Origin of the sequence: Gordonia sp. N1V (genome assembly GCF_029269935.1) — a bacterium.
Taxonomy (GTDB): Bacteria; Actinomycetota; Actinomycetes; order Mycobacteriales; family Mycobacteriaceae; genus Gordonia; species Gordonia polyisoprenivorans.
This window is the reverse complement of record NZ_JARJDD010000008.1, coordinates 57,002-80,887: the sequence shown is the minus strand read 5'-3', so window position 1 is coordinate 80,887 and position 23,886 is coordinate 57,002. Positions and strand designations below refer to the sequence as shown.

At 68.6% G+C, this 23,886-nt stretch carries 25 protein-coding genes; 11 read left to right on the top strand and 14 right to left on the bottom strand.

Annotated features, from left to right (window positions below; genetic code table 11):
* Nucleotides 1-5 precede the first annotated feature (5 nt).
* The 4 genes from P3L18_RS12595 to P3L18_RS12580 all read right to left on the bottom strand — a co-directional run bounded on the left by P3L18_RS12595 (nt 6) and on the right by P3L18_RS12580 (nt 3,670).
* A complete protein-coding gene (locus tag P3L18_RS12595) occupies nt 6-1,229 on the bottom strand; it encodes an MFS transporter (protein ID WP_276114222.1) in 1,224 nt (407 codons plus the stop codon).
* Between the two features lie 10 nt (nt 1,230-1,239).
* The gene (locus P3L18_RS12590; protein WP_276114221.1) at nt 1,240-2,250 is read right to left on the bottom strand and encodes a patatin-like phospholipase family protein; all 1,011 of its coding nucleotides are present in this window, start codon (nt 2,248-2,250) and stop codon (nt 1,240-1,242) included.
* Between the two features lie 43 nt (nt 2,251-2,293).
* Nucleotides 2,294-2,740 carry a redox-sensitive transcriptional activator SoxR gene (gene soxR / locus P3L18_RS12585; protein ID WP_276114220.1) on the bottom strand — a complete coding sequence of 149 codons (447 nt, stop codon included), beginning with the start codon at nt 2,738-2,740 and terminating at the stop codon, nt 2,294-2,296.
* A 63-nt stretch (nt 2,741-2,803) separates the two neighbouring features.
* Nucleotides 2,804-3,670 carry a universal stress protein gene (locus P3L18_RS12580; protein ID WP_276114219.1) on the bottom strand — a complete coding sequence of 289 codons (867 nt, stop codon included), beginning with the start codon at nt 3,668-3,670 and terminating at the stop codon, nt 2,804-2,806.
* Nucleotides 3,671-3,848: 178 nt separating this feature from the next.
* Here P3L18_RS12580 and P3L18_RS12575 point away from each other — a divergent pair, with 178 nt between their 5' ends.
* A complete protein-coding gene (locus P3L18_RS12575; RefSeq protein ID WP_079931708.1) occupies nt 3,849-4,202 on the top strand; it encodes a hypothetical protein in 354 nt (117 codons plus the stop codon).
* A gap of 54 nt (nt 4,203-4,256) precedes the next feature.
* The gene (locus P3L18_RS12570) at nt 4,257-6,032 is read left to right on the top strand and encodes a serine/threonine-protein kinase (RefSeq protein ID WP_020172057.1); all 1,776 of its coding nucleotides are present in this window, start codon (nt 4,257-4,259) and stop codon (nt 6,030-6,032) included.
* A 42-nt stretch (nt 6,033-6,074) separates the two neighbouring features.
* Here the strand turns inward: P3L18_RS12570 and P3L18_RS12565 are convergent, their stop codons facing one another.
* The 8 genes from P3L18_RS12565 to P3L18_RS12530 form a co-directional block, all read right to left on the bottom strand.
* Entirely contained in the window at nt 6,075-6,905 is an 831-nt protein-coding gene (locus P3L18_RS12565) for a protein kinase (protein WP_276114218.1), read from the bottom strand.
* Nucleotide 6,906: 1 nt separating this feature from the next.
* A complete protein-coding gene (locus tag P3L18_RS12560; protein WP_276114217.1) occupies nt 6,907-9,072 on the bottom strand; it encodes a cation:proton antiporter in 2,166 nt (721 codons plus the stop codon).
* Between the two features lie 34 nt (nt 9,073-9,106).
* On the bottom strand, nt 9,107-10,612 hold the full coding sequence (locus P3L18_RS12555; RefSeq protein ID WP_276114216.1) for an FHA domain-containing protein: 1,506 nt from the start codon (nt 10,610-10,612) through the stop codon (nt 9,107-9,109).
* Nucleotides 10,609-11,049: a hypothetical protein gene (locus P3L18_RS12550; RefSeq protein ID WP_079931703.1), complete on the bottom strand. Its 441-nt coding sequence runs from the start codon at nt 11,047-11,049 to the stop codon at nt 10,609-10,611. Before P3L18_RS12550 ends, P3L18_RS12555 begins: the two co-directional genes overlap by 4 nt.
* 1 nt (nt 11,050) lies before the next feature.
* Nucleotides 11,051-12,667: a hypothetical protein gene (locus tag P3L18_RS12545; protein ID WP_079931713.1), complete on the bottom strand. Its 1,617-nt coding sequence runs from the start codon at nt 12,665-12,667 to the stop codon at nt 11,051-11,053.
* A 301-nt stretch (nt 12,668-12,968) separates the two neighbouring features.
* Nucleotides 12,969-13,532: a hypothetical protein gene (locus tag P3L18_RS12540; protein ID WP_276114215.1), complete on the bottom strand. Its 564-nt coding sequence runs from the start codon at nt 13,530-13,532 to the stop codon at nt 12,969-12,971.
* Nucleotides 13,533-13,618: 86 nt separating this feature from the next.
* Nucleotides 13,619-13,903 carry a type B 50S ribosomal protein L31 gene (locus tag P3L18_RS12535; RefSeq protein ID WP_006369583.1) on the bottom strand — a complete coding sequence of 95 codons (285 nt, stop codon included), beginning with the start codon at nt 13,901-13,903 and terminating at the stop codon, nt 13,619-13,621.
* A complete protein-coding gene (locus P3L18_RS12530; protein ID WP_276114214.1) occupies nt 13,900-15,249 on the bottom strand; it encodes a GTP-binding protein in 1,350 nt (449 codons plus the stop codon). The genes P3L18_RS12535 and P3L18_RS12530 overlap by 4 nt, the downstream gene beginning before the upstream one ends.
* Nucleotides 15,250-15,334: 85 nt before the next feature.
* Between P3L18_RS12530 and rpmB the strand changes: the two genes are divergently transcribed.
* Genes rpmB through rpsR form a run of 4 tightly spaced genes read left to right on the top strand, consistent with a single transcriptional unit; the run spans nt 15,335 to nt 16,359 of the window.
* Nucleotides 15,335-15,571, top strand: a complete 237-nt coding sequence (rpmB, locus tag P3L18_RS12525) for a 50S ribosomal protein L28 (RefSeq protein WP_020172065.1) — start codon at nt 15,335-15,337, stop codon at nt 15,569-15,571.
* A complete protein-coding gene (gene rpmG / locus P3L18_RS12520; protein WP_006369586.1) occupies nt 15,571-15,735 on the top strand; it encodes a 50S ribosomal protein L33 in 165 nt (54 codons plus the stop codon). The genes rpmB and rpmG overlap by 1 nt, the downstream gene beginning before the upstream one ends.
* Nucleotides 15,735-16,040: a 30S ribosomal protein S14 gene (rpsN, locus tag P3L18_RS12515; protein ID WP_079931698.1), complete on the top strand. Its 306-nt coding sequence runs from the start codon at nt 15,735-15,737 to the stop codon at nt 16,038-16,040. The genes rpmG and rpsN overlap by 1 nt, the downstream gene beginning before the upstream one ends.
* A 49-nt stretch (nt 16,041-16,089) precedes the next feature.
* Nucleotides 16,090-16,359 (top strand): 30S ribosomal protein S18, encoded by a 270-nt coding sequence (gene rpsR / locus P3L18_RS12510; protein ID WP_006369588.1) that lies wholly within the window; start codon nt 16,090-16,092, stop codon nt 16,357-16,359.
* An 8-nt stretch (nt 16,360-16,367) separates the two neighbouring features.
* Here the strand turns inward: rpsR and P3L18_RS12505 are convergent, their stop codons facing one another.
* Nucleotides 16,368-18,254 (bottom strand): cation:proton antiporter, encoded by a 1,887-nt coding sequence (locus tag P3L18_RS12505; protein WP_276114213.1) that lies wholly within the window; start codon nt 18,252-18,254, stop codon nt 16,368-16,370.
* A gap of 261 nt (nt 18,255-18,515) precedes the next feature.
* On the opposite strand from P3L18_RS12505, the gene P3L18_RS12500 reads away from it, so the two are divergent.
* From P3L18_RS12500 to P3L18_RS12490, 3 genes are all read left to right on the top strand, one after another.
* The gene (locus tag P3L18_RS12500; RefSeq protein ID WP_276114212.1) at nt 18,516-19,517 is read left to right on the top strand and encodes a diiron oxygenase; all 1,002 of its coding nucleotides are present in this window, start codon (nt 18,516-18,518) and stop codon (nt 19,515-19,517) included.
* A gap of 113 nt (nt 19,518-19,630) precedes the next feature.
* The gene (locus P3L18_RS12495; protein ID WP_276114211.1) at nt 19,631-21,169 is read left to right on the top strand and encodes a 4Fe-4S binding protein; all 1,539 of its coding nucleotides are present in this window, start codon (nt 19,631-19,633) and stop codon (nt 21,167-21,169) included.
* Between the two features lie 160 nt (nt 21,170-21,329).
* Nucleotides 21,330-22,157 carry a maleylpyruvate isomerase N-terminal domain-containing protein gene (locus P3L18_RS12490; protein ID WP_276114210.1) on the top strand — a complete coding sequence of 276 codons (828 nt, stop codon included), beginning with the start codon at nt 21,330-21,332 and terminating at the stop codon, nt 22,155-22,157.
* A gap of 4 nt (nt 22,158-22,161) precedes the next feature.
* Here the strand turns inward: P3L18_RS12490 and P3L18_RS12485 are convergent, their stop codons facing one another.
* Complete coding sequence (locus tag P3L18_RS12485; protein ID WP_276114209.1) at nt 22,162-22,779, bottom strand: helix-turn-helix domain-containing protein; 618 nt, start codon at nt 22,777-22,779, stop codon at nt 22,162-22,164.
* An 18-nt stretch (nt 22,780-22,797) separates the two neighbouring features.
* Between P3L18_RS12485 and P3L18_RS12480 the strand changes: the two genes are divergently transcribed.
* Together P3L18_RS12480 and P3L18_RS12475 are read left to right on the top strand one after the other, a co-directional pair.
* A complete protein-coding gene (locus tag P3L18_RS12480) occupies nt 22,798-23,556 on the top strand; it encodes an AzlC family ABC transporter permease (RefSeq protein WP_276114208.1) in 759 nt (252 codons plus the stop codon).
* A complete protein-coding gene (locus tag P3L18_RS12475) occupies nt 23,553-23,876 on the top strand; it encodes an AzlD domain-containing protein (protein WP_020172073.1) in 324 nt (107 codons plus the stop codon). Before P3L18_RS12480 ends, P3L18_RS12475 begins: the two co-directional genes overlap by 4 nt.
* Nucleotides 23,877-23,886: the final 10 nt, after the last annotated feature.

The window sequence follows — 23,886 nt, the reverse complement described above, 5'->3', positions numbered from 1 at the left end:
ATACGTTAGTCGGGAGTGGCCGGTGTCTCCGGGTCGGTGAGCTTGGCCGGTGCGCCGAGCACCTCCGGGGCGGTTTCCCGGGCGAAGAGCCACATCACGAAGGCGAACGCCGCGACGGCGGCGGTGAAGACGAAGGCCGGCCCGAATCCGACTCTGTCGGCGACGTATCCGACGATCACCGGCCCGCCGATGGCACCGAGATCCGACGACATGCCGTAGGCGGCCAGCGCCGATCCACCCTGTTTACGGGCACCGAGCACGTCGGCCAGCGCGGCCTGATGGGTCGGCGCGAACAACCCGGAGCCGACGCCGGCGAGCACCGAGAGCCCCAAAGCCACCCAGATATTCGGTGAGAAGCCGAGCACCGCGGTCGAGACCGCCATGATGAGCAGCCCGGGCAGCATCACCTTGCGGCGACCGTAGCGGTCGGAGAAGCGGCCGGCCGCCAGGATCGCGGCGACATTGCCGACGGCGTACACCGCGAGCACCACACCGGCCATCGCGGGCTCCTGACCCAGACCATCGGTGATGAACAGCGGCACCACCGCCACCCGAACACCCATCGACGCCCAGCCCTGGGTGAAGTTGGACGCCAGGATCGCCCGATAGGCGCTGTCGCGCAGCGCCGTCCGCAGCGTCATCACCCCGTCGGCGGCGCCGGTCTCGGTGGGCGGGGCACCACTGTCGCGGAGCTGGGTGGCCACCACCAGCGACGCGATCACCAACGCGACTGCGTACACGACGAACGGCATCCGCAACCCGAACCCGACCAGTGCCGCACCCACCAGCGGACCGGTGATGTTGCCGATCAAGAAACCCGCGGAGAAGAACCCGGCCACGCGGCCGCGGATGTCGTTGGGCGACAACCGGATCAGAAGCGCCATCGCCGACACGGTGAACATCGTCGATCCGATACCGCCGAGCCCCCGGAAGATCAGCAGTTGCACGTAACTCTGGGCGAAGGCGCACGCGAAGGTACTCGCGGCGACGATCAGCAGGCCGGACAAATAGATTCGGCGTTCGCCGAGCAGTGTGACCAGCCGTCCGGTGGTCGGGGCGAACAGCAGACGCATCACCGCGAACGCCGACACCACCGCCGACACCGCCGTGTAACCGACGTCGAAGCTACGCGCGAAACTCGGTAGCGCCGGGGCGATCAGGCCGAAGCCGAGCGCGATGACCACATTGGCGCTCAGCAACACCCAGATTCCGCGGGGGATCTGTTTCATCCGCGGTCGCTCATGGGAGTTCGGGAAGCCGGTCGAGGGCCTCGGCGGTCTTCGATCGGCCGAGTTCGATCATCTCCGAGGCCTTGTGAAAGTCCAGCGTGCGCACCGACTTCCGCGGGATCTCGACGAGGATGTCGGGCGGATACCCGGCGATCTGATGTCGGGTCAGCGCGATCGACATGATGTCGAGCGACCGGCTGAGCACCTCGATACGGCCCATGGTCTTGGGCTCTCCGGTCTTGGGTTCTCCGGTCTTGGGTTCACCGCCCGGGTCTTCGCCCGCCGGCCCGAGGTCTTCGGTTCCGGAGTGAACGGTGTCGGCGGAATCCGGGGCGTCGGTGTGCGGGTCGAGACCGATGCGGTCGCGGACCGAGCGCACGAACTCGCTCGACAGGATCGGGTCGACGTTGCGTCGGATGACGCCCTTGGCCTTGGTCTCCCGGGCCGCGCGCGCCGCGGAGCCACCCTCCCCGTCGAGGACCACGCCGATGGTGACGTCGCTGGCAACCGCGGAGGTCGGCGCCACCGGCAACGGATCGAGGATGCCGCCGTCGGCGAGCAGCCGACCGTCGAGCAGGTGGGGTGCGATGACTCCGGGGATCGCGATCGACGCGCGGATCGCGTCGACGAGACGCCCGCGCTGAAACCACACCGACCGGCCGGCACCGAGGTCGGTGGCCACGGCGGTGAACGGGATGGGCAGGTCCTCGATCGCTACGTCGCCGAGGATGTCCTGCACGCGCGCGACGATGCGTTCGGCGCCGATGACCCCGCCCGGTTTGGTCAGCGACACGTCGAGCAGTCGCATGACGTCGAGTTGGTTGAGGCCGCTGATCCACTCGACGTACTCGGCGAGTCCACCGGCACAATGCAATCCGCCGACGAGGGCGCCCATCGACGAGCCGGCGATGCTGACGAGGGAGAAGCCGCGGGCCTCGAGTTCGGCGATCACCCCGATATGGGCGTACCCGCGCGCACCTCCACTGCCCAGGGCGAGGGCCACCCGTGAACCTCCGGCCATGGGTCCAGCTTAGGGCGCCTCGTGCATCCGCCGGGGAGTGGTCTCATTCCTCCAGCAACCGACGCGGCCCGGGACCCTGCCGGTGCAGTTCGTCTCCGGGATTGAGCAGGTGACACGCACTCAACGACAGACATCCGCACCCGACGCAGGAGCCGATCATGTCGCGCATCTTCTCCAGCAGTGCGATGCGGTGATCGAGGTCGTCGATCCAGCGTTTCGACGCCGCTTCCCACATGGCCGTCGACGGTGATTCGGTGTCACCGAGTTCGCCGAGCACCTCGGCGATCACCGCGAGCGGGATCCCGGCGGCCTGGGAGGCTTTGATGAAGGCCACCCGGCGCAGCATCGCGCGGTGATAGCGGCGCTGGTTGCCCGCGGTGCGGCGGGAGAAGATGAGACCTTGCTCCTCGTAGTACCGCACCGCGGACGTGGCGATCCCGGCTCGCAGGGCGAGTTCCCCGACGGAGAGCTCGATCTTCTTCAGGCCCATGGGAACCGATGATGCCCGACCGGGCGGCGATCGCCACCGCAACCGTGCCGGAGATTGCTCGGTTCAGCTGCGGACGACCATCACCGGCAGATGCGCCTGGTGCAGGATCTTCTGGCTGGTCGAACCGAGGAGCAGACCCTTGAAACCACCGCGACCCCGGCTACCGACGACGACGAGACCGGCGTTATACTTCTCGGCCGCCGACAACACGGCCTTGCCCGGTTCTTCCGGCAGCACCTCGCGCACCACCTCGACGTCGCGGAACTCCTGGCTGTATCCGGCCAGACGCTCGGCGAGGGCGGCGACGGCGTCCTGCGACATCCGCTCGACCTCGTCGGGGTCGATGCCGTAGCCGTGCAGGGCGTCGGCGTCGAGCGGGGTCCAGGTGTGCACCGCGATGAGCTTGGTGTTGCGCAACGACGCCTGGCGGAAGGCCTCCTTGATGGCGGTGTCGCTGACGGGTGTGTCGTCGATGCCGACGACGACCGGTGCATTCGGCTCCGATGGCCCGCAGACCACCACCACGCGTCCGCGCGAGTGGGCGGCCACGGTGGTGCTCACCGACCCCAGGAACAGTCCCTTGATGCTGCCGAGCCCACGCGTGCCGAGCACGATCGCGGCCTCGTCCTTGCCGAGTTCGAGCAGCACGCGCGCGGCGTCGCCGTCGACGATCGAGGCGTGGATCGTCAGATCCGGGGCGACGGTCTTGGCCACGTCCGCGGCGGCGTGCACGGCGTCGGTGGCGTCCTGACGGATCGCGTCGATGACGTCCTGCGGAATGATCAGGCCGGGCGCGTAGTCGCTCGTGCTTGCGTCGTAGACGCCGACCAGCTTGAGCTCATGCCCTTCGAGGTGAGCGGCGGCCGCGGCCCACTTGACTGCATCGGTCGACGCTTCCGACCCGTCGACGCCGACGAGGATTGCGCTCATTGTCTTGTCATCTCCCTTTGTGGCGAACATCTGTGGACAGACCTTCCACTGTTCATCCTGCCATGTCCGAACTCACCGGTAATGAGAAGAAAGTCCTGACCATTGCGGGTTTCGGCCCGGAGCGTAGGGTCGGAGATGACCGATTCACATCTCCCGCGATCCGATGTCCGGAAGGTCGATGATCCCCGACGAAACACCCCCACCACCCGATTCCCGTCCGCCCGGTTCTCCCCCGGGACCGGGTCCAGCACAGCCGTCGACTCTGCGCGCCGCCGTCACCTACGGAATCGTGGTCATCGGTCTCGGTCTGGCCACGCTGCTCGTCGCGTTGGCGTCCTCGGACGGATTGCGCACCGCACTGGTGGTCGCCGCCCCGATCGTCGTCGGCGTCGGCGCCCTCGGCGGGCTGTGGCGGACCTACACCGTCTGGCGCGCGGGTGGGCGCTGGCAGGTGTGGCAGGGTGCGGCGTGGTTTCTGCTCGCCACCTTCGTGGTCTTCCTGTTCAGCACGGCTCCCGCGCTGGTCGGCTGAACGGCCCACACACCGCCGGATCGGCGCTGATGCACCGGCTACACTCGTACCGCAATGGGCCAGGAGCGCAACGGGAGCGAGAACGTGACGCAGGGTGAGGTTGCGCCGGAGGGTGAGGGCCCGACCACACCGCCCGAACAGCAGACGCCGTCCGAGCCTGCCCCCACACAGCCGCAGGCGCCGGCACACTACGGCCAACTCAGCCCCGGAACCGTCTTCGCCGGCTACCGCATCGATCGGGTGCTGGGTCACGGCGGAATGGGCACCGTGTATGTGGCGGCGCATCCGCGCCTGCCACGTCTGGACGTCCTCAAGCTGCTCAATCCCTCGTTCTCCAATGATCCGAGCTTTCGTGCCCGCTTCGAACGCGAAGCCGACCTCGCCGGCAGCCTCGAGCACCGCAACATCGTCTCGGTCTACGACCGTGGCGTCGAGAACGGCCAGCTGTGGATCGCGATGCGCTATGTCCGCGGCTACGACGCCGCATCGCTGATCCGTAGCCGCCCCACGGGCATCGACCCGGCCTTCGCCGTGCACATCATCTCCGAGATCGGGATCGCGCTGGATCACGCGCACCGGCGCGGGATGGTGCATCGTGACGTCAAACCGGCGAACATCCTCATCGAGTCCGACGACGACGGCACCACCGGCGCGATCATGTTGACCGACTTCGGTATCGCTCGCGCCGTCGACGACGCCATGCACCTCACCGACACCGGGCTGACCGTCGCCTCGGTGCCCTACGCGTCCCCGGAGCAGTTGCACGGCTACGAGCTCGACGGGCGCGCCGACATCTACGCGCTCGCCTGCACCTTTGTCGAATTACTCACCGGCGCACCGCCGTTCCCCCGTGACAATCGACTCGCCGCGATGAGCGCACACCTTCACGACACACCGCCATCGGTCCGAGACCGGGTACCAACGCTGCCGCCGGAACTCGACACGGTCCTCTCGATCGCACTGGCCAAGGAACCCGACGAACGGTACCGCACGTGCGCGGAGTTCTGCTATGCCGCCGCCACCGCCGTCGGGGTGGCGCCGTCACCGAACTCGCCGCTGTCGTCGGGGATGCACACCGCCCTGATCACCGGGCAGACGTCGAATCCCGGCGCGCACACCGGTTCCCGGCGGGCGCCGACGTCGGTGTCCTCCGATCCACGATTCTCCGATCCGCGTTTCTCCGATGCGAGGCGCTCCGACCCCCGGACCGGTGGAATGTCGGGTCGTGTGTTCTCCCCCGCCGGAAACCCGGACAGCGCAACCCAGGTGGTCCAGACCCGAGGCCGACGGCCGGTTACGCCGCCACCCACCGGACGCGACGAACGTCGCAAGACGACGCTCCTGGTGTCGCTGGCGACGGTTCTCGCACTGATCGGTGTGATCGCCGGTGCACTGGCCTACGTCGATCGCCCCGATACCGGAACATGGTCGGCGGCAAGCGCATCCATCGCCGAACAGTTCCCGCAGTTGTTGCCCGCCGGACCCAAGGCGCAGGGCTTCGGCGGCGCGACGTGCTCGGCGGCCACCGGCAACGGACTCGACGCGATCAGCTGCACCGCGTCCTCGGGGGTGCAGTACACGGTGTGGCACACCCCGACCGCAGACGACCGCGCCATCGTCGATGACCTCGTCGGTTCCCAGCCGGGCACGCCCCGCACGTGGGCGCAGGGGTCGGTTCGGGTGTCGCGCACCACCGTTGCCAACGGGTGGGTGATCACCAATTTCAACGATTCCGCCCGCGCGCCTTACACGGTGGTGGCCACCTGGGCCGGGCACACCGGCGAGCAGGTACTCGACGAGTGGTGGCGCAACGCACCTTTCGGCTCGTAGGGCCCTCGGTCCGTCCGGGTGGGCATCGCCGGCCGCCGCCGGTCAGGAGTGCGCGAGCCGGTCGATCCGTTCGGCCACCTCACCCGCGGTCGCCGGCCGCTCCCCGGACAGCGCAAGGCAATTGGCGATCAGCGCACGTTCGGCGCGTTCGAGGTTCTCCGACAGCGCGGGCGGGGTCGACAGGGCCGCGCGGATCGCCAGCAACGGCTGCGCGTCGGGGACCTCACCGTAGACGCCCTTGCCGGTCAGCGCGCGATGCAACACTGCGCCGAGTGACCAGATGTCGGTGGCCCGGGACGGTACATCACCGGCCAACAGCGCAGGATCCATGTATTGCACGGCGCCGGGCTGGGCGAAGCTGGTGATCGGTTCGTCGGCGGCGAGCACCCGGGCCAGACCGAGGTCGGAGATCTTGCCGCCGTGTACCTTCGGGCCCTCACCCCCGGTGAGCATCACACTCGACGGGGTGATGTTGGCGTGCGCGATCCCCGCCTCGTGCAACGCGTCGACACCACGGGCGGCGTCGGCGAGCGCGGCGAGCGCCACCTCCCGGGTCAGTGCCTCCGCAGGCGCCTGCAGCGAGCCGAGCGGGAAGAACTCCATTGCATACATGAACTGGCCCTGCAGCACCGCGTCGTAGAGAGACGCGAGATAGGGCGAGCGCACCGCGGCGAAAGCGCGGAGCTCCCGCACCCCGCGCCGGTAGGCGTCGTCACTACACACCCCGCTGAACACCTTGAGCACCACGCGGTCGGTGGCGAGCCCGAGTCGTTGCGGCGGCACCGCGAGATAGAAGGTGCCGTTACCGCCCTCACCGAGTCGGCGCAGCACGGTGAAATCCGCGAGCTGTTGTGGGACATCGACTTCTGCCATGTCAGTGCCTCTCCGAGGATGCGGTGGATGGTGGCGGCGATTGTGGGGACGGGGATTCTGGTGATTGCCGGTGTGGTGGTGCGGCCACGGCGGCTCCCGGGCCGCGTCCGGCGAACCGGATCCCGATGCGCTCGGCGATCGACTGCTCGCTCGTGCCGGTGCGATCGATCACGGTGTACGCCGGGGCCACCGTGAGGGTGGCGGGTCCGGCACCCGGTGTCGTGGCGTCGTCGGCGACGAGAACGAGCGTGCCAGGGATCACCAGGCGGTCGGCGTCACCGGTCACCGTCACGCGCACCCCGAGGTCGGTGACCGGCGCCAGGTCGGCGGCCAGGCGCCGGCGCGACGAGGCGGTGATCACCGTCAACGCGCCGCCGACCGGTTGGGACAGCGCCGCGGCCAGGAGCACCGCGGTGCGCCCGGACCTGCTGTCGGTGGCCGCGCACACCAGCGGCACGGTCCCCGGCAGCGCACCGGCGGCCGGTGCCTCGTCGACGACGAGCACCGGTGCACTCGTCACCTCGGCGGCCATGTCGCGTCGGCTCGTGTCGATGACGACGACGTCGGCGGCGCAGTTGGCGGCCATCTCCTCCAGATCCGCGCCGGGATCGGAACTGAAGCGGCACAACACCGATACCGAACACACACCCTCGAGCCGGTTGCCCAGCGCGGTCAGCTTCTCCACCGCCGACGCCATCGCCGAGAGGTCGGGTACCAACGGCACCCCGAGTTCCAGACGCTGTGTGGGCCCGACGGCGGGCAACACGCCGGCGATCACCACGTCGGTGCCCACCCCGGCGGCGAGCAGCCGGCGGTGCCGGGTGAGGAGTTCGCCGACCTCGGCATCGAGGTCGCCGAGGACGATCATGGTGCGCGACGCCGTACCCGCGGCCAGGGCCCGCCGCTCGGCGGCCGCGATGTCCCGGGCGATGACCGAGTCCGGGTAGATCACCCGCAGCAGCGGCTCGGCGAGGATCGTGGTGACCAGGGCCATGACCACCATCATCGCGAACAGCTCATCGGAGAGAACCCCGAGTTGCTTTCCGGCGCTGAGGATCACCAGTTCGGTGAGTCCACGGGTGTTCATCAGCACCGCGATCGCCGACGCCTGGCGTGACGGTATTCGCGAGAGTCTCGCGCCGGTGAAGGCCCCGGCGAACTTGCCGACGATCGCGACCGCGAGGACCGCGAGCAGCTGCCACCAGGCGTTGGGACCCATCCCCGCGAGGTTCACACCGAGTCCGGTGACCACGAAGAACATCGGGAGCAACAGCAGGACGCTGACCTGCTCGAGTCGTTCGAGGATCTCGCGGGTCAGCGCTTCACCGCCCACCTTGGGCATGATCGCGCCGAACACGAAGGCACCGAAGATCTGATGGATGCCGATGACGTCGGTCGCGGCGGCCGAGCAGAACAACCCGATCAGGATGACGGCGAGGATGTCGGGTGTCATGCGGCCGGCCCGGTCACGCCAGGTGACGAGCTTGCGCAACAGCGGCCGCACGATCAGGAACATCACGGCCACGTAGGCCGCCGTCAGACCGACGATGCGCGCGACCGCGAGCGGGCTGCCGCCGGAGATGACCGCGATGACGAAAGCCAATGCGGTCCAGGCGATGATGTCGTCGACGGCGGCGGCAGCCAGACTGAACACGCCCGGTGGGGTGCGCTGCATGCCTCGATCGGTGAGAATGCGGGCCAGCACGGGAAACGCCGTGATCGACATCGCGATGCCCAGGAACAAGGCCATCCCGGTCAGACCGATCTCCTTGCCGCCCACCACCTTGTTGGTCGGGTAGAGCACCACCGCGAGACCGACACCAAGCGCGAACGGCACCACGATCGAGCACACCGAGATGGTCGCGGCCGCCCGTTCGCGTCCGGCGACCAAACGCATGTCGAGTTCGAGTCCGACGATGAACATGAACAGCACGAGCCCGATCTGGGCCAACGCGCCGAGCAGCGGTTGCACCTCGGTGGGGAACAACGCCTCGGTCGGGTTTCCGGGCAGCAGCCCGAGCAGGCTGGGGCCCAACGCGATTCCGGCCACGATCTCACCGACGACCGCGGGCTGCCGGAAGGCCTGCGCGATACGTCCGCCGATCCGTGCGGCGGCGATCACCACCGCCACGTCGATCAGCAGGAAGGCCACCGTGTGTGTGTCCATCAGTCCGATCCCGTCACCATTCTCGCTACCCGGATCACGCCCGGGCGTGCGGGGACTCGAAGATGAAGTGCCGTCCCCCGATTCGCACGTGCGATCCGGGCGTCAGCAGGTGGGGTTGCCGAGGCGTCAGCCGGATCTCCCGGTTGCCCATCGCGGGGTCGCTGACGTAGGTGCCGTTGGCCGAGCCAAGGTCGATCAGGTGCACATCCCACTCGACCAACCGGATCTCGATGTGCCTGCGGGAGAGCTGACCCGACTCGTCCTGCACCCGGATGGGTTTCGGCGCGCCTCGGCCCGGACGGGTCGGCGCTCCCGGCTCACGTCCGATCACCAGGTCCTCGTCGAGTAGGTAGGTGGAGCCGTTGTCGAGCAACAGCCACCCCAATGGCGGGCGCTCCCCTTCGACGAGAATGCCCGTCAGCTGATCCATCCGAATCCCGCAGACCCCGCACAGCCAGGACCGTGGATGATTCAGGTGACCCCGGCTGCATCGGATTCCGTGGACGTGGGCGCGTGACTCGACGAGCTTGACGACTTCGGTGGCGGGTTTCTGTTTTTCCTGCACCGGCAACGGTTCGCGTTGTTCGGGCACGGCGTCCTGCAAGGAGTCGACCCGGAAGTCGTGATTCGGCGCCGGCGCCGGTGGTGGCGACGGGTCGCGGCGCGGCAACGGGTCGCGCTGTCCGGGATCACGCTGCTGTCCCGGTTCACGCTGACCCGATTCACGCTGCTGGGCCGCGGGCGCGGGGCGATCGGCGCGGGCGAGCCCGGGACGTGGCGGCTCGTCGGCGTCGTCCGGGGCCAGCGAGGACGACTGGAACTCCCGGGGCGGCTCCGGGGTCTTGGCGATCGACACCGGCGGTGCGGCCTCGGGCCGGGCCGGATCGGGCTGATCGGGGCCAGGATGGGCGGAGTCGGCTCGGGCGGGAACCGGTTGTGGTGCTTCGGGTTCCGGCGCAGGGGGCTGAGGTGCTGGGGGCTGGGGTGTCGCGGAGCGCGGCTCGGGGGCGGCCGAGCCGAGATCGAGGACCTCGGTGCCGCGCATACCCAGTGGGGTGTGCAGCAGGGCCCCGGCGGCCGGGACGAAACCCTCGACGAGATCGTAGGTTTCCTCACCGGGCTCGGCGGGAACGGCATCGGCGAGGTACAGCCCGAGACCCTCATACGGCCAGGGGATCGCCCGGTCGAACGGCTCGGACCCGTCGGCGCGCAGGCGACGACCGTCGGCCTCACCGAAAACCGTGCCGCTCAAGTAGATCGCGATCCCCACACTGTCGGGTGCGGCGAACCCGATGTCGGCGACCTGATCGAGATCGGCGGTCGCCGCGAGTTGGGCCACCGCCCGCACCACGTGCCGGCCGCGGCGCGGCATCCGATCGGCGGTGGCCACCGCGTCCTCGATCGCGAGGATGTCGGGCAGCAGTGCACGAGCATTGTCCCCGAGCACACACAGGAACGCGGGCTTGCGGATGACGATCCCCGGGCCGGGCACCAACGTCACCAGCGGCGTCACACCCGGGCTCGGCACAGGAGCGCTCACACGAACCGCCCTCCCTGAAATCTCCAGTGCGGGAAGATCGCCCGTAACGGCCCGTTGAGGACCACCCACACGACCAGCCAGGTCGTCACGAACTGCAGCGCATAGGCACCGGCCGGGGGCGGGCCGAGATCGCCCGGGAAGATCGGCACGTACTGCACGACGAACCAGGCGACGACGCCCTCGTTGATCCCGGTGAGCAACCCGAACAACGTCGGCCAGTCCTTCTCCCAACGGAATTGCTGCAGAAGGTGATACAAGAACTCCCACGCGACGCCGAGTACGACGACCACCGCGAGCACGAGGAACGCCACCGCATAGGTGTCGCCGAGCGCGGCGCCGTCGGGCAGGAACGGACCGATGATCAGCGTCCAGATCCCACCGACGATGCCCAGCACCAGGATTCGCGTCTGGATTCTTCCCCATAGGGTCGGCAACATCTCAGTCCACGCCCTTCCCGCGCGCCCAGCGCCACCACTGTGCCGTCGAGCGCCAGGGCGACAACCGTTTGCAGAAGCCTTGCTTCGCCAGGTCGTCGACGATCTCCAGCGCGGCGATCTGCAAACCGAGGAAGGTGTCGACGCCGGGGAAATAGCCACCGAGAGTAGCCGACCCGGACGCGTAGATCCGGCCGTTGCCGTTACGGGTACCGATCAGCTCGAAGTTGCGGTCCACGTCCATCCGGCCGACCGGATTGATACCCGCGCCGGTGTGATCGAGCAGGTCGGCGAGCAACCGATGTTCGCGCACATCGGCTTCGAGGCCCGTGCAATCGATCACGTAGTCGGCGTACAGCTCGAAGGTCCCGTCGGGTCGGGCCTCCTGTGTGATCGAGGCGTGTGGGTCGACGCGAACCGTCGCCACCACGCCTTGTCCTCCGGCGGCGGGCACCAGTGACTCCGCCTTGCCGACCGCCACCCGGTACCAGCCCTCGCGACGGCCGCGCTTGAGCTGTTCCTGCCAGGAGTCGCGTACCGGCGTGTTGGTGCCGCCCATCTGTTTGTACGCCTCGGCGCGTTCGTGCCCCTCGAGTTTGCGCATCCGCGCCTTGAGCTGGCCACCCCACACCGACTTCGGATAGTTGAAGCCCTGATAGGCCCAGCCGTCTTTTCCCTTGCGTCGCATGAAGATATGTGGGCCGTGCGACTTGTCGACGTAGGTGCGGAACAGGTGCACAATCTGCGTCTGCAGACCGAGTGCGTCGCGGTCGTCGATCAGCCGCTGCAACACCCGCGAGGCGACGATGCCCGCGCCACGGATCATCACCGTTGCCGGCCGCCGCTGCAACGCCTGATAGATGTGCTCGTGCGGCTCATAGGCATTGACCACCTTGCTCGCATCCCGATAGGTCTCCCGGAACGCCTGCAGGTCGGGCAGCAATTTGATGCCGGGATAGCCGATCGCCACGTGCACCCACTGGCTACGGAACGCGATTCGCTTTGTCGGCGCCCCCACGCCCGCCTCGGGCCCGCTCGGTGGCGTGAGGATCGTGAAGTACCCGCCGCCGGCACGGCGTCGGATCATCCGCACCTGGCCCTGTCGCAGGCACTGCAGATACCCGATGCGGTGGCATTCCTTCTCCATCGACTCGAAGGCGTGGCCCGCCTTGGGCGTGTAGTAGTTGGCGAAGATCGGTTCGACGGCGACATTCCAGAGCGGCTTGATCGATTTGGTCGCCCACGCCTCGCGGACAGCGTAGGACGGGAAGCCCCAGATGTTGTCCGGCGTGGACGCCGAATCCGATCGCAGCCGCTCACCACGCGGGATCTGCGAGACCCGCGTGAGGTATTCGTAGGAGTGCCACGGCACATCCTGCGGGCCGAGCACGACGATCCGGTCCAGTGGCACACCGCAGATCCGCAGGTAATCGACGGTGACGAACGACCCGATCCCCGACCCCACGGTCACGAACGGCACGTCGACGACCGGGATACCGGCTTGCTCGACCATGGCGTCGGTCCATACGTCGGTCTCGATGAGCTCCGGCGTGAGATCGCCTCGGCCCGAACGTGTTCGGCGTTCGGCGTCGTCGAAACCCCGCGATTCGGGACCCGGCAGCGGCGGGCCGGGCGGAGCGGGTTGCGGCCGGCGGGGTTGCGGCGGACGGGGATACGCGGGACCAGCCGGGCCGGGCTGGTACCGGCCGGGCTGCGGCGCACCCGGATGGCGGCCCGGCGGCCCGGGGCGCGGTGCGACACCCGGCGGCGGCCCCACCGGGCCGGGCGCACCCGGTGCGGGAACGTGGCGTGTCGGGTTCGCCGGCGGCACCGGCGGACGCACGCCGGGCTGATGGGGTGGCCCTCCCGGCCGGGGTCCGTGAGAACCGGGGCCCTGCACCGTCATCGTCGACTCCGCGCTGTCATCGCCGGCTCCGCATTCGGCCGACCAGCAGATAGGCCAGGATCGCGGCGGCACCGACGATCGCGATCACCGAGACGGCGATGAGCGCGGTCCGCGCGGTCGTCGACTTCTTCTGCGCCACCGGGATGACGTTCTGGGTGACCGTCGCCGGCGCCGACGACGACGGTGCAGTGCTACTCGGCAGCGGAATGGTCTGTTGCGGGACCTCTTGCACCGTGGTCGGTGCGACCGTCGTCGACGGTGTCCGGCTCGGGGTGGACGGCGGTGCCGACGACGGCTCGGACGGCGGCGTCGAGGACACGGGCGGCCCGGAGGTGGTCGGCACCGTCGTGGTCTCCGAGGGCGTGTCGGAAGGCGACGGGGTCACGCTGCCGGGATCGTCGACCACCGGCGCCGACGGCGCGCCGCCCGGGGGTTCCGCGGACGCCGGCGCGCCCGTCGCGAGGACCGCCACCAGCAACGCCGCCGTCACCAGCAGGACCCGAACGGCGTGGCCTCGCAACGTTCGGGCCGGTCGCGCGGGACGCGGGAGCATGGTGTCCTCCGGTGGGTTCGACTGCATGACGCAGCCACTCTAACCCGTGACCGCCGGTGGCAGCGGAGTTAACCAATCGAACAGAGGACGACGCCGTCGCCGCTGGTGAGGGCCTATTCGGGCGCGGGAGCGGGCGTGCCCTTCGTCCGATTCGCCCGATCGCCATACCGACGGCGGAAACGCTCCACACGACCCTGGGTGTCGACCAGACGGTTCGCCCCGGTCCAGAACGGGTGCGAGTCGCTGGTCACGTCGACGACCACCAGCGGATAGGTGTTGCCGTCGGACCACTCCACGGTTGCCTCCGACGTCATCGTCGAGCGGGTGAGGAACGCGGTGCCGGTCGAGGCGTCGCGGAAGACGACCGGGTGGTAGTCGGGGTGGATGCCGGGTTTCATGGGTGGTCCTCTCGAGGGATGTCGGTGTGGTCGGCGAGTGCGGGGTCACCGAGGGTCAGGTCGTCGCACGGGTCGGTGTGTTCGATGCCGAAGGGGTCGGGGAAGTGCGCCCACGCCCGGGGGCCGGCGGCCATCTCGTGGTCGTCGAGGCAGGCGCCGTTGAGCGCGTGACGAATGTGGTCGGGGTCGGCGCGATGGGTGATGACGACGAGTGCGCTGTGCCGGTCGCCGTGCTCGGGATGCCAGCGCAGGGCCGCCATCGCCCGTCGTTCCGGGTCCTGCTCGTCCTGTTCGTCGGCGTCCATCGCGGCCAGCCACCCGCCACCCTCGGCCACCTTCAGCGCCTCCCCCGCCGACTCCAACCAGAACGCCTGGTCGGGGCGGGTCGCCAGCCACAGTCGGCCGCGTGCACACACGACGCCGTCGAGGAGGGCGTCGAGCGCCTCGTGCAGCCGCTCGGGATGGAACGGACGATCGGCGTTGAATTCGACGATGCCGACCCCACATTCGTCGACCAGCGGCGGTTGATGGCGCAGCAGCGGATCGTGCGGGCCGTCGATCCGGCCACGCCGCGCATCGTCGGGGATCGCGCGCAGCAGTTGCATGATGGTGACCGCGGTCAACCGGCGCTGCGGCAGTTCCATGAGGATCGGTGCGCGCGGTGCAACCCGACGCAGCACCGCCATCAGCCGGGCCGATTGCCATGCGTCACGCATGACCGGGTCGGCGGCCGCGATGATCAGGGCGTCGGCGAAGGCGACCTGTCCCACCGCGAGTTGGGCCAGGGTGCGATCGTCGTCGTCGACACCCATCCCCGCCTCGGCCAGGGTGACGTCACCGGTGGCGTCCTCGAGCCATCCCATCTCCGAGACGCAGGCGATCGTCGCGGTGATCTGCACGTCTCGCCCGGCCGGACCGTCGACGAAACCCGGCATGTCGGCGACGATGACGTTGTCGATGGCCCAGCTCAACGCTTCCGGCTCCACGAGTGGGTCGAGACGCAACACGATCTCGTCGACCGAGTCCCGTTGATGCAGCCGACGTAGCAGCGGCAACAGGTCCTCACGCAGCGTGCAGGAGACGCAGCCGTGCTCGAGGACGACCTCGGTGATCTGCTCGACGGCGCAGCCGTCGGGGCTGACCGAGGTGACGGTGCGGATCACCCGGCCCGACGCGATGGCACCGAGATCGTGGTGCACCAGCACCGTGCCGGCCATCACGAGTGCGTGGGCTGCGCGCCCGACCGCGGCGGAATCGAGTCCGGTGACGAGTGTGACCGGCGTCCGGCGGCGCGTCGGGCCACCGGTCCCGTGCGAGTGCGGGTCGATCTCGATCACCCCTTCCATTGTTGGCAACAATTTTCATTTACAGGGCTTTCACGGTAGCCTTCTGCGGGTTCTAACGCCAATCGTTTTCAATAAGGAGGTGTGCATGTCTGCGCGTTGCCAGGTCACCGGCGCAACACCCGGTTTCGGTAAGTCGGTGTCGCACTCACACAAGCGGACCAATCGCCGCTGGAATCCCAACATCCAACGACGCCGGTTCTATCTACCCAGCGAGGACCGCCACGTCACGCTGCGGGTCAGTGCCCGCGGAATCAAGACCATCGATCGGCGCGGCATCGAGGCCGTCGTCGCCGAGATCCGCGCTCGCGGGGAGAAAATCTGATGGCCCGCAACGAAATCCGCCCGATCGTCAAACTCCGCTCGACGGCCGGCACCGGATACACCTACGTGACCCGCAAGAACCGCCGCAACGATCCCGATCGCATGGTCCTCAAGAAATACGACCCGATCGTTCGACGGCACGTCGACTTCAAGGAGGACCGCTGATGGCCAAGAAATCGAAGATCGTCAAGAACGAGAAGCGCAAGGAGATCGTCGCCCGCTACGCCGAGCGGCGCGCGCACCTCAAGGGTGTCATTGCCGATCCGACCGCGAGCCCGCAGGCGCGTGACGACGCCCGTCGCCGCCTACAGGCACTGCCCCGCGACGCCAGCCCGGTGCGCATCCGTAACCGCGACGCCGTCGACGGCCGCCCCCGGGGCTACATCGGCAAGGCCGGCCTTTCCCGAGTCCGCTTCCGCGAGTTGGCACATCGCGGCGAGCTGCCCGGGATCGCAAAATCCAGCTGGTGACCTCGCACCGACACCTTCTACATCCATCCACCCCTTCAGGAGGACATCCATGCCCCCATCGAACACCAAGCGCGGCAAGCGCCGCGACGAGACCCCGCAACGAGCACGAAACAAGCTGACCGCCATGGGCATACACCCGACCGGTCGGGATCCGGTGGACTACAAGGACATCGAGACACTCCGGCAGTTCATCTCCGATCGCGGCAAGATCCGCCCGCGTCGGGTCACCGGTCTGACCCCACAGCAGCAGCGTCAGGTCGCCACCGCGATCCGCAATGCGCGAGAAATGGCGTTGTTGCCCTTCGACTCCCGACGCTGACGCCGGGTTCAACCGCCCTGGAGCTCGAGGCTGATCTCCTCGGCGTCGAGCTGATTGAGGACTCGCGACAACGCCTCCGACGAGTAGCTGCCCTCGCGGCGCAGACTCAACAGGCGTGCACGCTGGACCGCGATGATCTCCCGGCGCACCGCCCGCATCTGTGCGCGCTCGGCGAGGTTCAGGCCATAGGTGGCGCCCGTTCCGATGACGGGTCCGGGGTTCGCCCCCTCGCTTCTGTCCCCGTCAATCATGTCCTCGTCGTCGGCATCTTCCTCACCGATGTCTTCGGCCTCACGAGTGGCCTGCTCGATACGCGCACGCAGCCAAGGGATCTCACGTACCACCTCGGATTGCGCCATTGCGGCCTGCATGGTGGCGTCCATGTCGGCGCGCAGTCGCAGGCGTTCGGCGCGTTTGTCTTCGACGGTGTCGGGCAGTCGCAGTCTGCGGATCAGCCACGACAGCGTCCCGCCTTGGAGGAGCAATGACGCGGCCGCCACCACGAACGCGGTCAGCACCAGCAGTGAGCGGGAGTGGGTGTCGTCGGGCAGGGTCTGCGCGGCGGCGACGGTGACGACGCCGCGCAGACCTGCCCACACCATGATGACGCCCTCTTTGCGCCCCAAGGGCGCGTCGTCGTAGTAGTCGATGTCGGCCAGCGCCCGGGTGATCCGCGCGTTGATCCGACCCGCGGTCTCCGGCGACATCGTCGTCGGAGACGTCTTGTCCGGGTCGGGATGGCGACGGAGGTGGAACCGGCGTCGCCACCGCGTGAAGCGGCGGCGGACCCGGGCGTCGTCGCGTTTCGACGCCCCTGCCGTGGCGGTCGCGGTGTAGTTCTCCAGGATCGGCCGCATCGCCTCGCCGCGTTGGCGTCGGCGATCGACCCACCACACCAGCGGCACGATGTAGACGGCCCGGATCGCCAGCGCCACCCCGAGCGCGGCCAGACCGAGCCACACCGCGTGCTGCACCCCGTTGTGTTCGTTGACGACGTCTCCCATGAGGCCGAACAACTCCAGGCCCATGAGGAAGAAGACGCCACCCTCGGCGAGCATCGCGACCATCCGCCAGTTCTGGGTGTCGGAGATGCGGTGACGCGGGGTGAGGAATCGCGTGGCCCCCGCGCCGGTGATCAGCCCGGCCGTGACGGCCGCGACCAACCCCGACGCACCCAGTTCCTCGGTGGGCAGATACGCCAGGAACGGCACGGTGAACGAGATCGCCGTGTTGACCGCCGGGTCGTGGACGCGGGCCCGCACACGCAGATTGAGCATCCCGACGACCGCGCCGATCGCCACGGCCAGCACCACCGCGTAGACGAAGTTGACCAGCACTCCCCAGAAGGAGATGGTCGCGGCCGTGGCCGCGATCGCGGCCCGCAACAGCACCAGCGAGGTGGCGTCGTTGAGCATGCTCTCGCCCTCGAGCACCGCGGTCACCCGCGACGGCACGCCGAGTTTCTTGGCGATCGAGGTGGCCACCGCGTCGGTGGGACTGACGATGGCCCCGAGCGCCACCCCGGTGGCCAGGCCGATCCCGGGAACCACCACCCCGGTGGCCAGGCCGATCCCGGGAACCACCACCCAGAAGAAGAACCCCAGGGCCAGCGCACTGACCAGCACGAGCAGCACCGACAGCGCGCTGATCGTCCCGAAGTCGCGACGGAACTCCATCGCGGGCATCTGCACGGCCGCCGCGTAGAGCAAGGGTGGGAGCACGCCGACGAGAATCCATTCCGGGTCCAGGTGCAGCGCCGGAACGATCGGCATGATGCCGATGGCCGCGCCGATCACCACCAGCGCGAGTGCCGCGGGCACACGAATACGCGGAGCGATCTCGGTGACGGCCACGATGAGCAGAATCGCTCCGACGACGATCAGGATCTTCTCCATGACCCACATCGTCTCCCGAATGCCGGTGCTCGAGCCAGACGAAGTCGAACGGCGGCTGGGTCGATCGTGGGTAAGGGGCGAACCGCGCAATACCGTACGAGCATCCGGCAAACATGAGGACACGTGGCACACCGCCGACTGTGACATTGACTGTTGACACAAGCGGGTGGGCGCCCCTACCGTCAATGACAACGATTGTTGTCGCATCACGCCCGACGCCACCGGCGTACGACGCCCCACCGATCTCGGAGGAGACCGACGATGACCCAGGCTCTCAAGTACGTCCCCGAACACGACAAGTCCGACGCCGACAACGACTACAACCAGGTCCTCGAAGACCTGTCGGCCGCGTCGGTGCACCGCAACTTCGACCCCTACCTCGACATCGACTGGGACGCCCCGGAGATGGCGGTCGTCCCCGACGACCCGCGGTGGATCCTGTCGTATGACGTCGACCCGATCGGGCGCCACCCGTGGTATCAGGCGCTCCCGCAGGACAAGCAGATCGCGATCGGCATGTGGCGCCAGGCCAACGTGGCCAAGGTCGGCCTGCAGTTCGAGTCCATCCTGATCCGCGGCCTGATGCAGTACAGCTCCGCACTCGACAACGGCGACAAGCGGTTTCGCTACACCACGCACGAATCCAAGGAGGAGTGCAACCACACCCTGATGTTCCAGGAGCTGGTGAACCGCATCGGGATGGATGTTCCCGGGGCCAAGACGTTCTATCGCCGGGTCTCGATGTTCGTTCCCCTCGTGTCGACGATCTTCCCGACGGTCTTCTTCTTCGGCGTACTCGGCGGCGAGGAGCCGATCGATCACCTGCAGAAGGACTTCCTGCGTACCACCGACAGCCTGCACCCGGCGATGGCCGCGGTGATGCAGCTGCACGTCGCCGAGGAGGCGCGCCACATCTCCTTCGCCCATCACCACCTGCGCGAGACGGTCCCGAAGAAGAACCGGTTCCAGCGCTTCGTCCTGTCGCTGGCGCTACCGATCGCGATGCGTCTGCTGCTGGGCGCGATCATGGTGCCGCCGCGCAGTTTCCGTCGCGAGTTCGACGTCCCGGACTCAGTGATGCGCGAGATCTTCTGGCGGTCACCGGAATCCAAGCGCGTGCGACGCAACGTCTTCGGTGATGTCCGGATGCTCGGCGAACAGTGCGGCCTGATGAATCCGGCCTCCCGGACGCTGTGGCGTGCACTCGGCATCTCGGGCCGGTCGTCGCGGTTCCGCAGCGAACCGGTCTACACCGCGCCCTGATCGCCCCGTCCCTCGGTCGCCCCGACTCTCTCGGTCGCCGCATCCCTCGGTCGCCGATCACCGGCGTAGCAAGCGTCCGGTCCCTTCCGTAGAAGCAAGAGATCGCCCATCCCATGCCCCATGTAGTCACCCAGGCTTGCTGCGGCGACGCGTCGTGTGTGTACGCGTGCCCGGTGAACTGTATCCATCCGACGCCCGACGAGCCCGATTTCGGTATCGCCGAGATGCTCTACATCGACCCCAACACCTGCGTCGATTGCGGAGCCTGCGTCACCGCGTGCCCGGTCGGCGCGATCACGGCGTCGCATCGTCTCACCGACGGCCAGGAACGGTTCATCGACATCAACGCGTCGATGTACGCCGGCACCACCTCGGGTGCCGCTGGCTCGCGGATCGGGCTGACCGAAGCCCGATTCCCTGTCGATCCGGGCCGCCGGTTGCCGCTCGCGCCGATCAGCCACCCCGATGCGCTCGCGGTGGCCGGGAAAGTATCGGTCGGCATCGTCGGATCGGGGCCGTCGGCGATGTACGCCGCCGACGATCTGCTGCGGTATCCACAGGTGAGCGTCACGATGTACGAGCGGCTCGATCGGCCGTTCGGACTGGCGCGCTTCGGCGTGGCACCCGACCACGAGTCCACCCGCACCGTCATGCGCCTGTTCGACGATGTCGCGGGCCACCCGCGTCTGGAGATCCGGCTGAACACCGAGATCGGCCGCGACCTCACCCTCGAAGACCTCCGGGCCCGGCACACCGCGGTGATCTGGGCGGGCGGCGCGCCCACCGATCGGCGTCTGCAGATTGGCGGCGCCGACGCCCGCGGCGTGACCAGCGCGACCTCCTTCGTCGGGTGGTACAACGATCATCCCGATTTCGCCGACCTCGACGTCGACCTGTCATCTCCCGAGGCGGTGGTGATCGGTACCGGCAATGTCGCCCTCGATGTGGCGCGCATCCTCGTCCGCGATCCCGGCGATCTCGCCGGTACCTCCATCGCTGCCCGTGCGCTCGCGGCGTTGCGCTCATCCGCGGTGAGCCGGGTGACGGTGGTCGGCCGTCGCGGCGCCGAACACGCGGCGTTCACCCTGCCCGAACTCGTCGGGCTCGTCGACGGCGGCATCCCGGTGACCATCGACGCCGACGACGTCCCCGACCCAGCGTGCACGACCGATCCGACCGCTCGCGCCAAACTCGAGGTGCTCGGCGAGATCGCTGCCCGCCCGACCCCGACGGTTGCGCACATCCGTTTCGCGTTCGGCCGTGCGCCACGCGAGATCCGCGTCGTCGACGGCCGCGCCAACGGGGTGGTCACCGGCCGCCCCGACGGCACCTGCGAGGTCCTCGACGCCGGGCTGGTGTTGACGTCGATCGGGTACCGGGGCCGTCCCGTGCCCGGACTGCCCTTCGATGATGCCGCGGGCGTGGTGCCCCATTCCGGTGGACGCGTCATCGCCGACTCATCGACCGGAGACGCGATGCCCGGCATGTACGTCACGGGATGGATCAAGCGTGGGCCGTCGGGGTTCATCGGCACCAACAAGACCGACTCCGCGGAGACGGTCGGGTCACTCGTCGACGACCTCGAGAGCGGCGTGCTCACCCCCGCGGGAGGCTCGCGGCGAGGGATTTTATCCCGACTCGGCCGCAGCTGATCCCCACGAATTTGTGGACAGCTCTCACGTTTTCGTGGACGGAATGTCCCCGGAAACCGGGAACGGTCACGATTTGGCGTCCTTTGACTTTTGCCTGTGAATCGCCTGCTGCGCATCTCCCCACCGCCGAGTAACGTCGTCGGCGCGAATGGGGGTGAGCATGCGCGGAACGATCTCTCGTTTCGACTACATCGACGCGGCACGAACGATAGGCGAGCGTTTCGCCGGACTCGTCCGTGACGTCGACACCCCTGATGCGCGCGTCGCATCCCGGCGGGGATGGTCACTGGCCGACTGCGTCGGCCACATCGCCTGCGAACCCTCCCGCTACCTCGACCTGGTGCATGGCAAAGACGAATGGCCCTGCCATCCAAGCTTTTTGGCCGATATCTACGCCAAGCAGATCGCCAACCTCCCCACCCGGGACACGTGCACCCTGAGCGAGCGCTTCCTCGCCGACCTCGACGAACTCCTCGACACGGTGTCGCATTTCGGGGCACGCGTACCGATGATGCGCATCGGCGGACGTCAACGCGTGCGCTCGGATACCGCACTGGGAATCCTCATCGGAGAAATGGCCGTGCGGGGCCGGGACATCGCTCGTGCCGTCGGCGAGCAGTGGGAGATCGATCCGGCAATCGCTCCGCTGGTGACACGAGGTGGCCATCAGTTGCTGCGCCCGTGGGCCGACTCGCATCACTGCTGCGGCCACAACGCCACCTACGACATCCGCATCCGCCGCACCTCCGAGCGGATCATCTATCGGTTCGTCGAGGGCCGTCTGGAGATCGACCCCACCGACCCGCCGCACCCGGACGTCTTCATCAGCATCGACGCCGAGACCGTCGTGCTCGCCGCGCACGGCCGCTTCTCGCCCGGGTCGGCGTTGTTGGGCGGCCGCGCCTTCGCCTGGGGCGCCAAGCCGTGGCTGGCGCTCGGGCTCAACCGGCGGCTCGCCGCGGCGCGCAGTCAGACAATGACGTCCTGACTTCTTACAGCGATTCGCTGACGAGCACCGCCGCCGTGCCCGGCTCGAGCGCGTCGAAGATGTGCTCGACGTCGCCCGGATAGCCGATGTAGTCGCCGGGTGCGAGCTCGACGGGATTGTCGGTCGGCCCGATCAATGCCCGGCCGGCGCTGAGCACCACGTGCTCGACGACGCCGCGTGCGTGCGGAGCTGATCGTCGCGGCGCACCCGGTTCGGCCCGGATCAGATAGATGTCACGACGTGAACCGGGCGGTGCCGCCGACAGCAGCGTCGTCAGATAGTCGGCGTCGGCGGCCGCGATGACCGGCCCCTCCCCCGCACGCACCACCTCGACCCTGCGTTCCGGGGCGTCGAGCAGCGCCGAGAACTGGATTCCGAGCGCCGTACTGAGCGCCCACATCGTCTCCACACTCGGATTCCCGACGCCGGATTCGAGCTGGGACAAGGTGGACTTGCTGACCCCGGCCTGACGCGCGAGCTCGCCGAGCGACAGGCCGGCGCGGGTGCGCTCGCGCTTGAGTCCGGCGGCGACGAGCTTCTTCGGATCGACCGACGCCGAGGCACCCTCGGACCCGGTGTTCGCTTCGTCGAACGATCGTTCTCCTTGACGTACGAGAGCCATGTGTTCATCATAGTGGCCATGCGTTCGCCAGACAGTACGACTCTCTCGGCCGGGAGGCTTCACCGGCCGTGGCGCGACCTGGACAGCGCCACCATCCGCGCCGTCGCGGTGATGTGTCTGTCGGTGATGGTGATCGGCATGTCCTACGGCGTCTCCGGGCACAGCGCCGGATTCGCGTGGTGGCAATTGGTGATCATCGCGACCGTCGTCCTGGCCGGGTCGTCGGAGTTCGTCTTCGTCGCCGTCCTCGCCGCAGGCGGCGCTCCGCTGCTCGGCGCCGCCGCCGGACTGCTCGTGAACACCCGCAACCTCGGTTACGGCTTGGCCGTCGGTCGCCATCTCGACCGCGGGATTCCGATGGTCGTCGGCGCACACCTGATCAACGACGAGACCGCCGCCCTGGCCACCGCCGAGACCGACCGCCGACGTGGGCGTGCGGTGTTCTTCCTCTGCGGCACAGGCATTCTCGTATGCTGGCCGCTCGGTGCGGCGCTGGGTGCCGCGCTCGGATCGCTCGTCGCCTCACCCGAGTCGCTCGGACTCGACGCGGCGTTCCCCGCCCTGTTGGCCGCGCTGGCGCTACCCGCTCTGCGTGATCGCGCGACGCTGGCGGCCGCGCTCATCGGTGGCGCCGCGGCATTGGCGGCGACGCCGTTCGTGCCGGCCGGGCTGCCCGTGCTCGTCGCACTGGTCGGGGTGCTGGCGACCGTCCGCCACCGTTCCCGGACGTCGGCAACCGTGGCCGAGGACGAGTGTCCGGAGGCGGGCACGTCATGAGTCACTCCACCGGAATCATCGTCGGCGTCGCGGTTCTCGCGATCGGCACCTACCTGCTGCGCATCGCCGGCCCGGCGTTGCGTAACCGCATCCAGGTGTCGGCGCGCGCCGCCGCACTCATGGACCGCGCCGCCGTCGTGCTGCTCGTGTCGGTGGCCCTCACCGGAGCCCTCTACTCCGGCCACGAAGTGGTGGGGTGGGCGCGTCCGGCCGGTGTGGCCGTCGGAGTCGTTGCCGCACTGTGTAAAGCGCCGATCGTGGTGGTCGTGGTACTCGCCGCCGCGAGCGCCGCGGGACTGCGCGCGCTCGGCGTGGCGTGAGTGCGGGCGG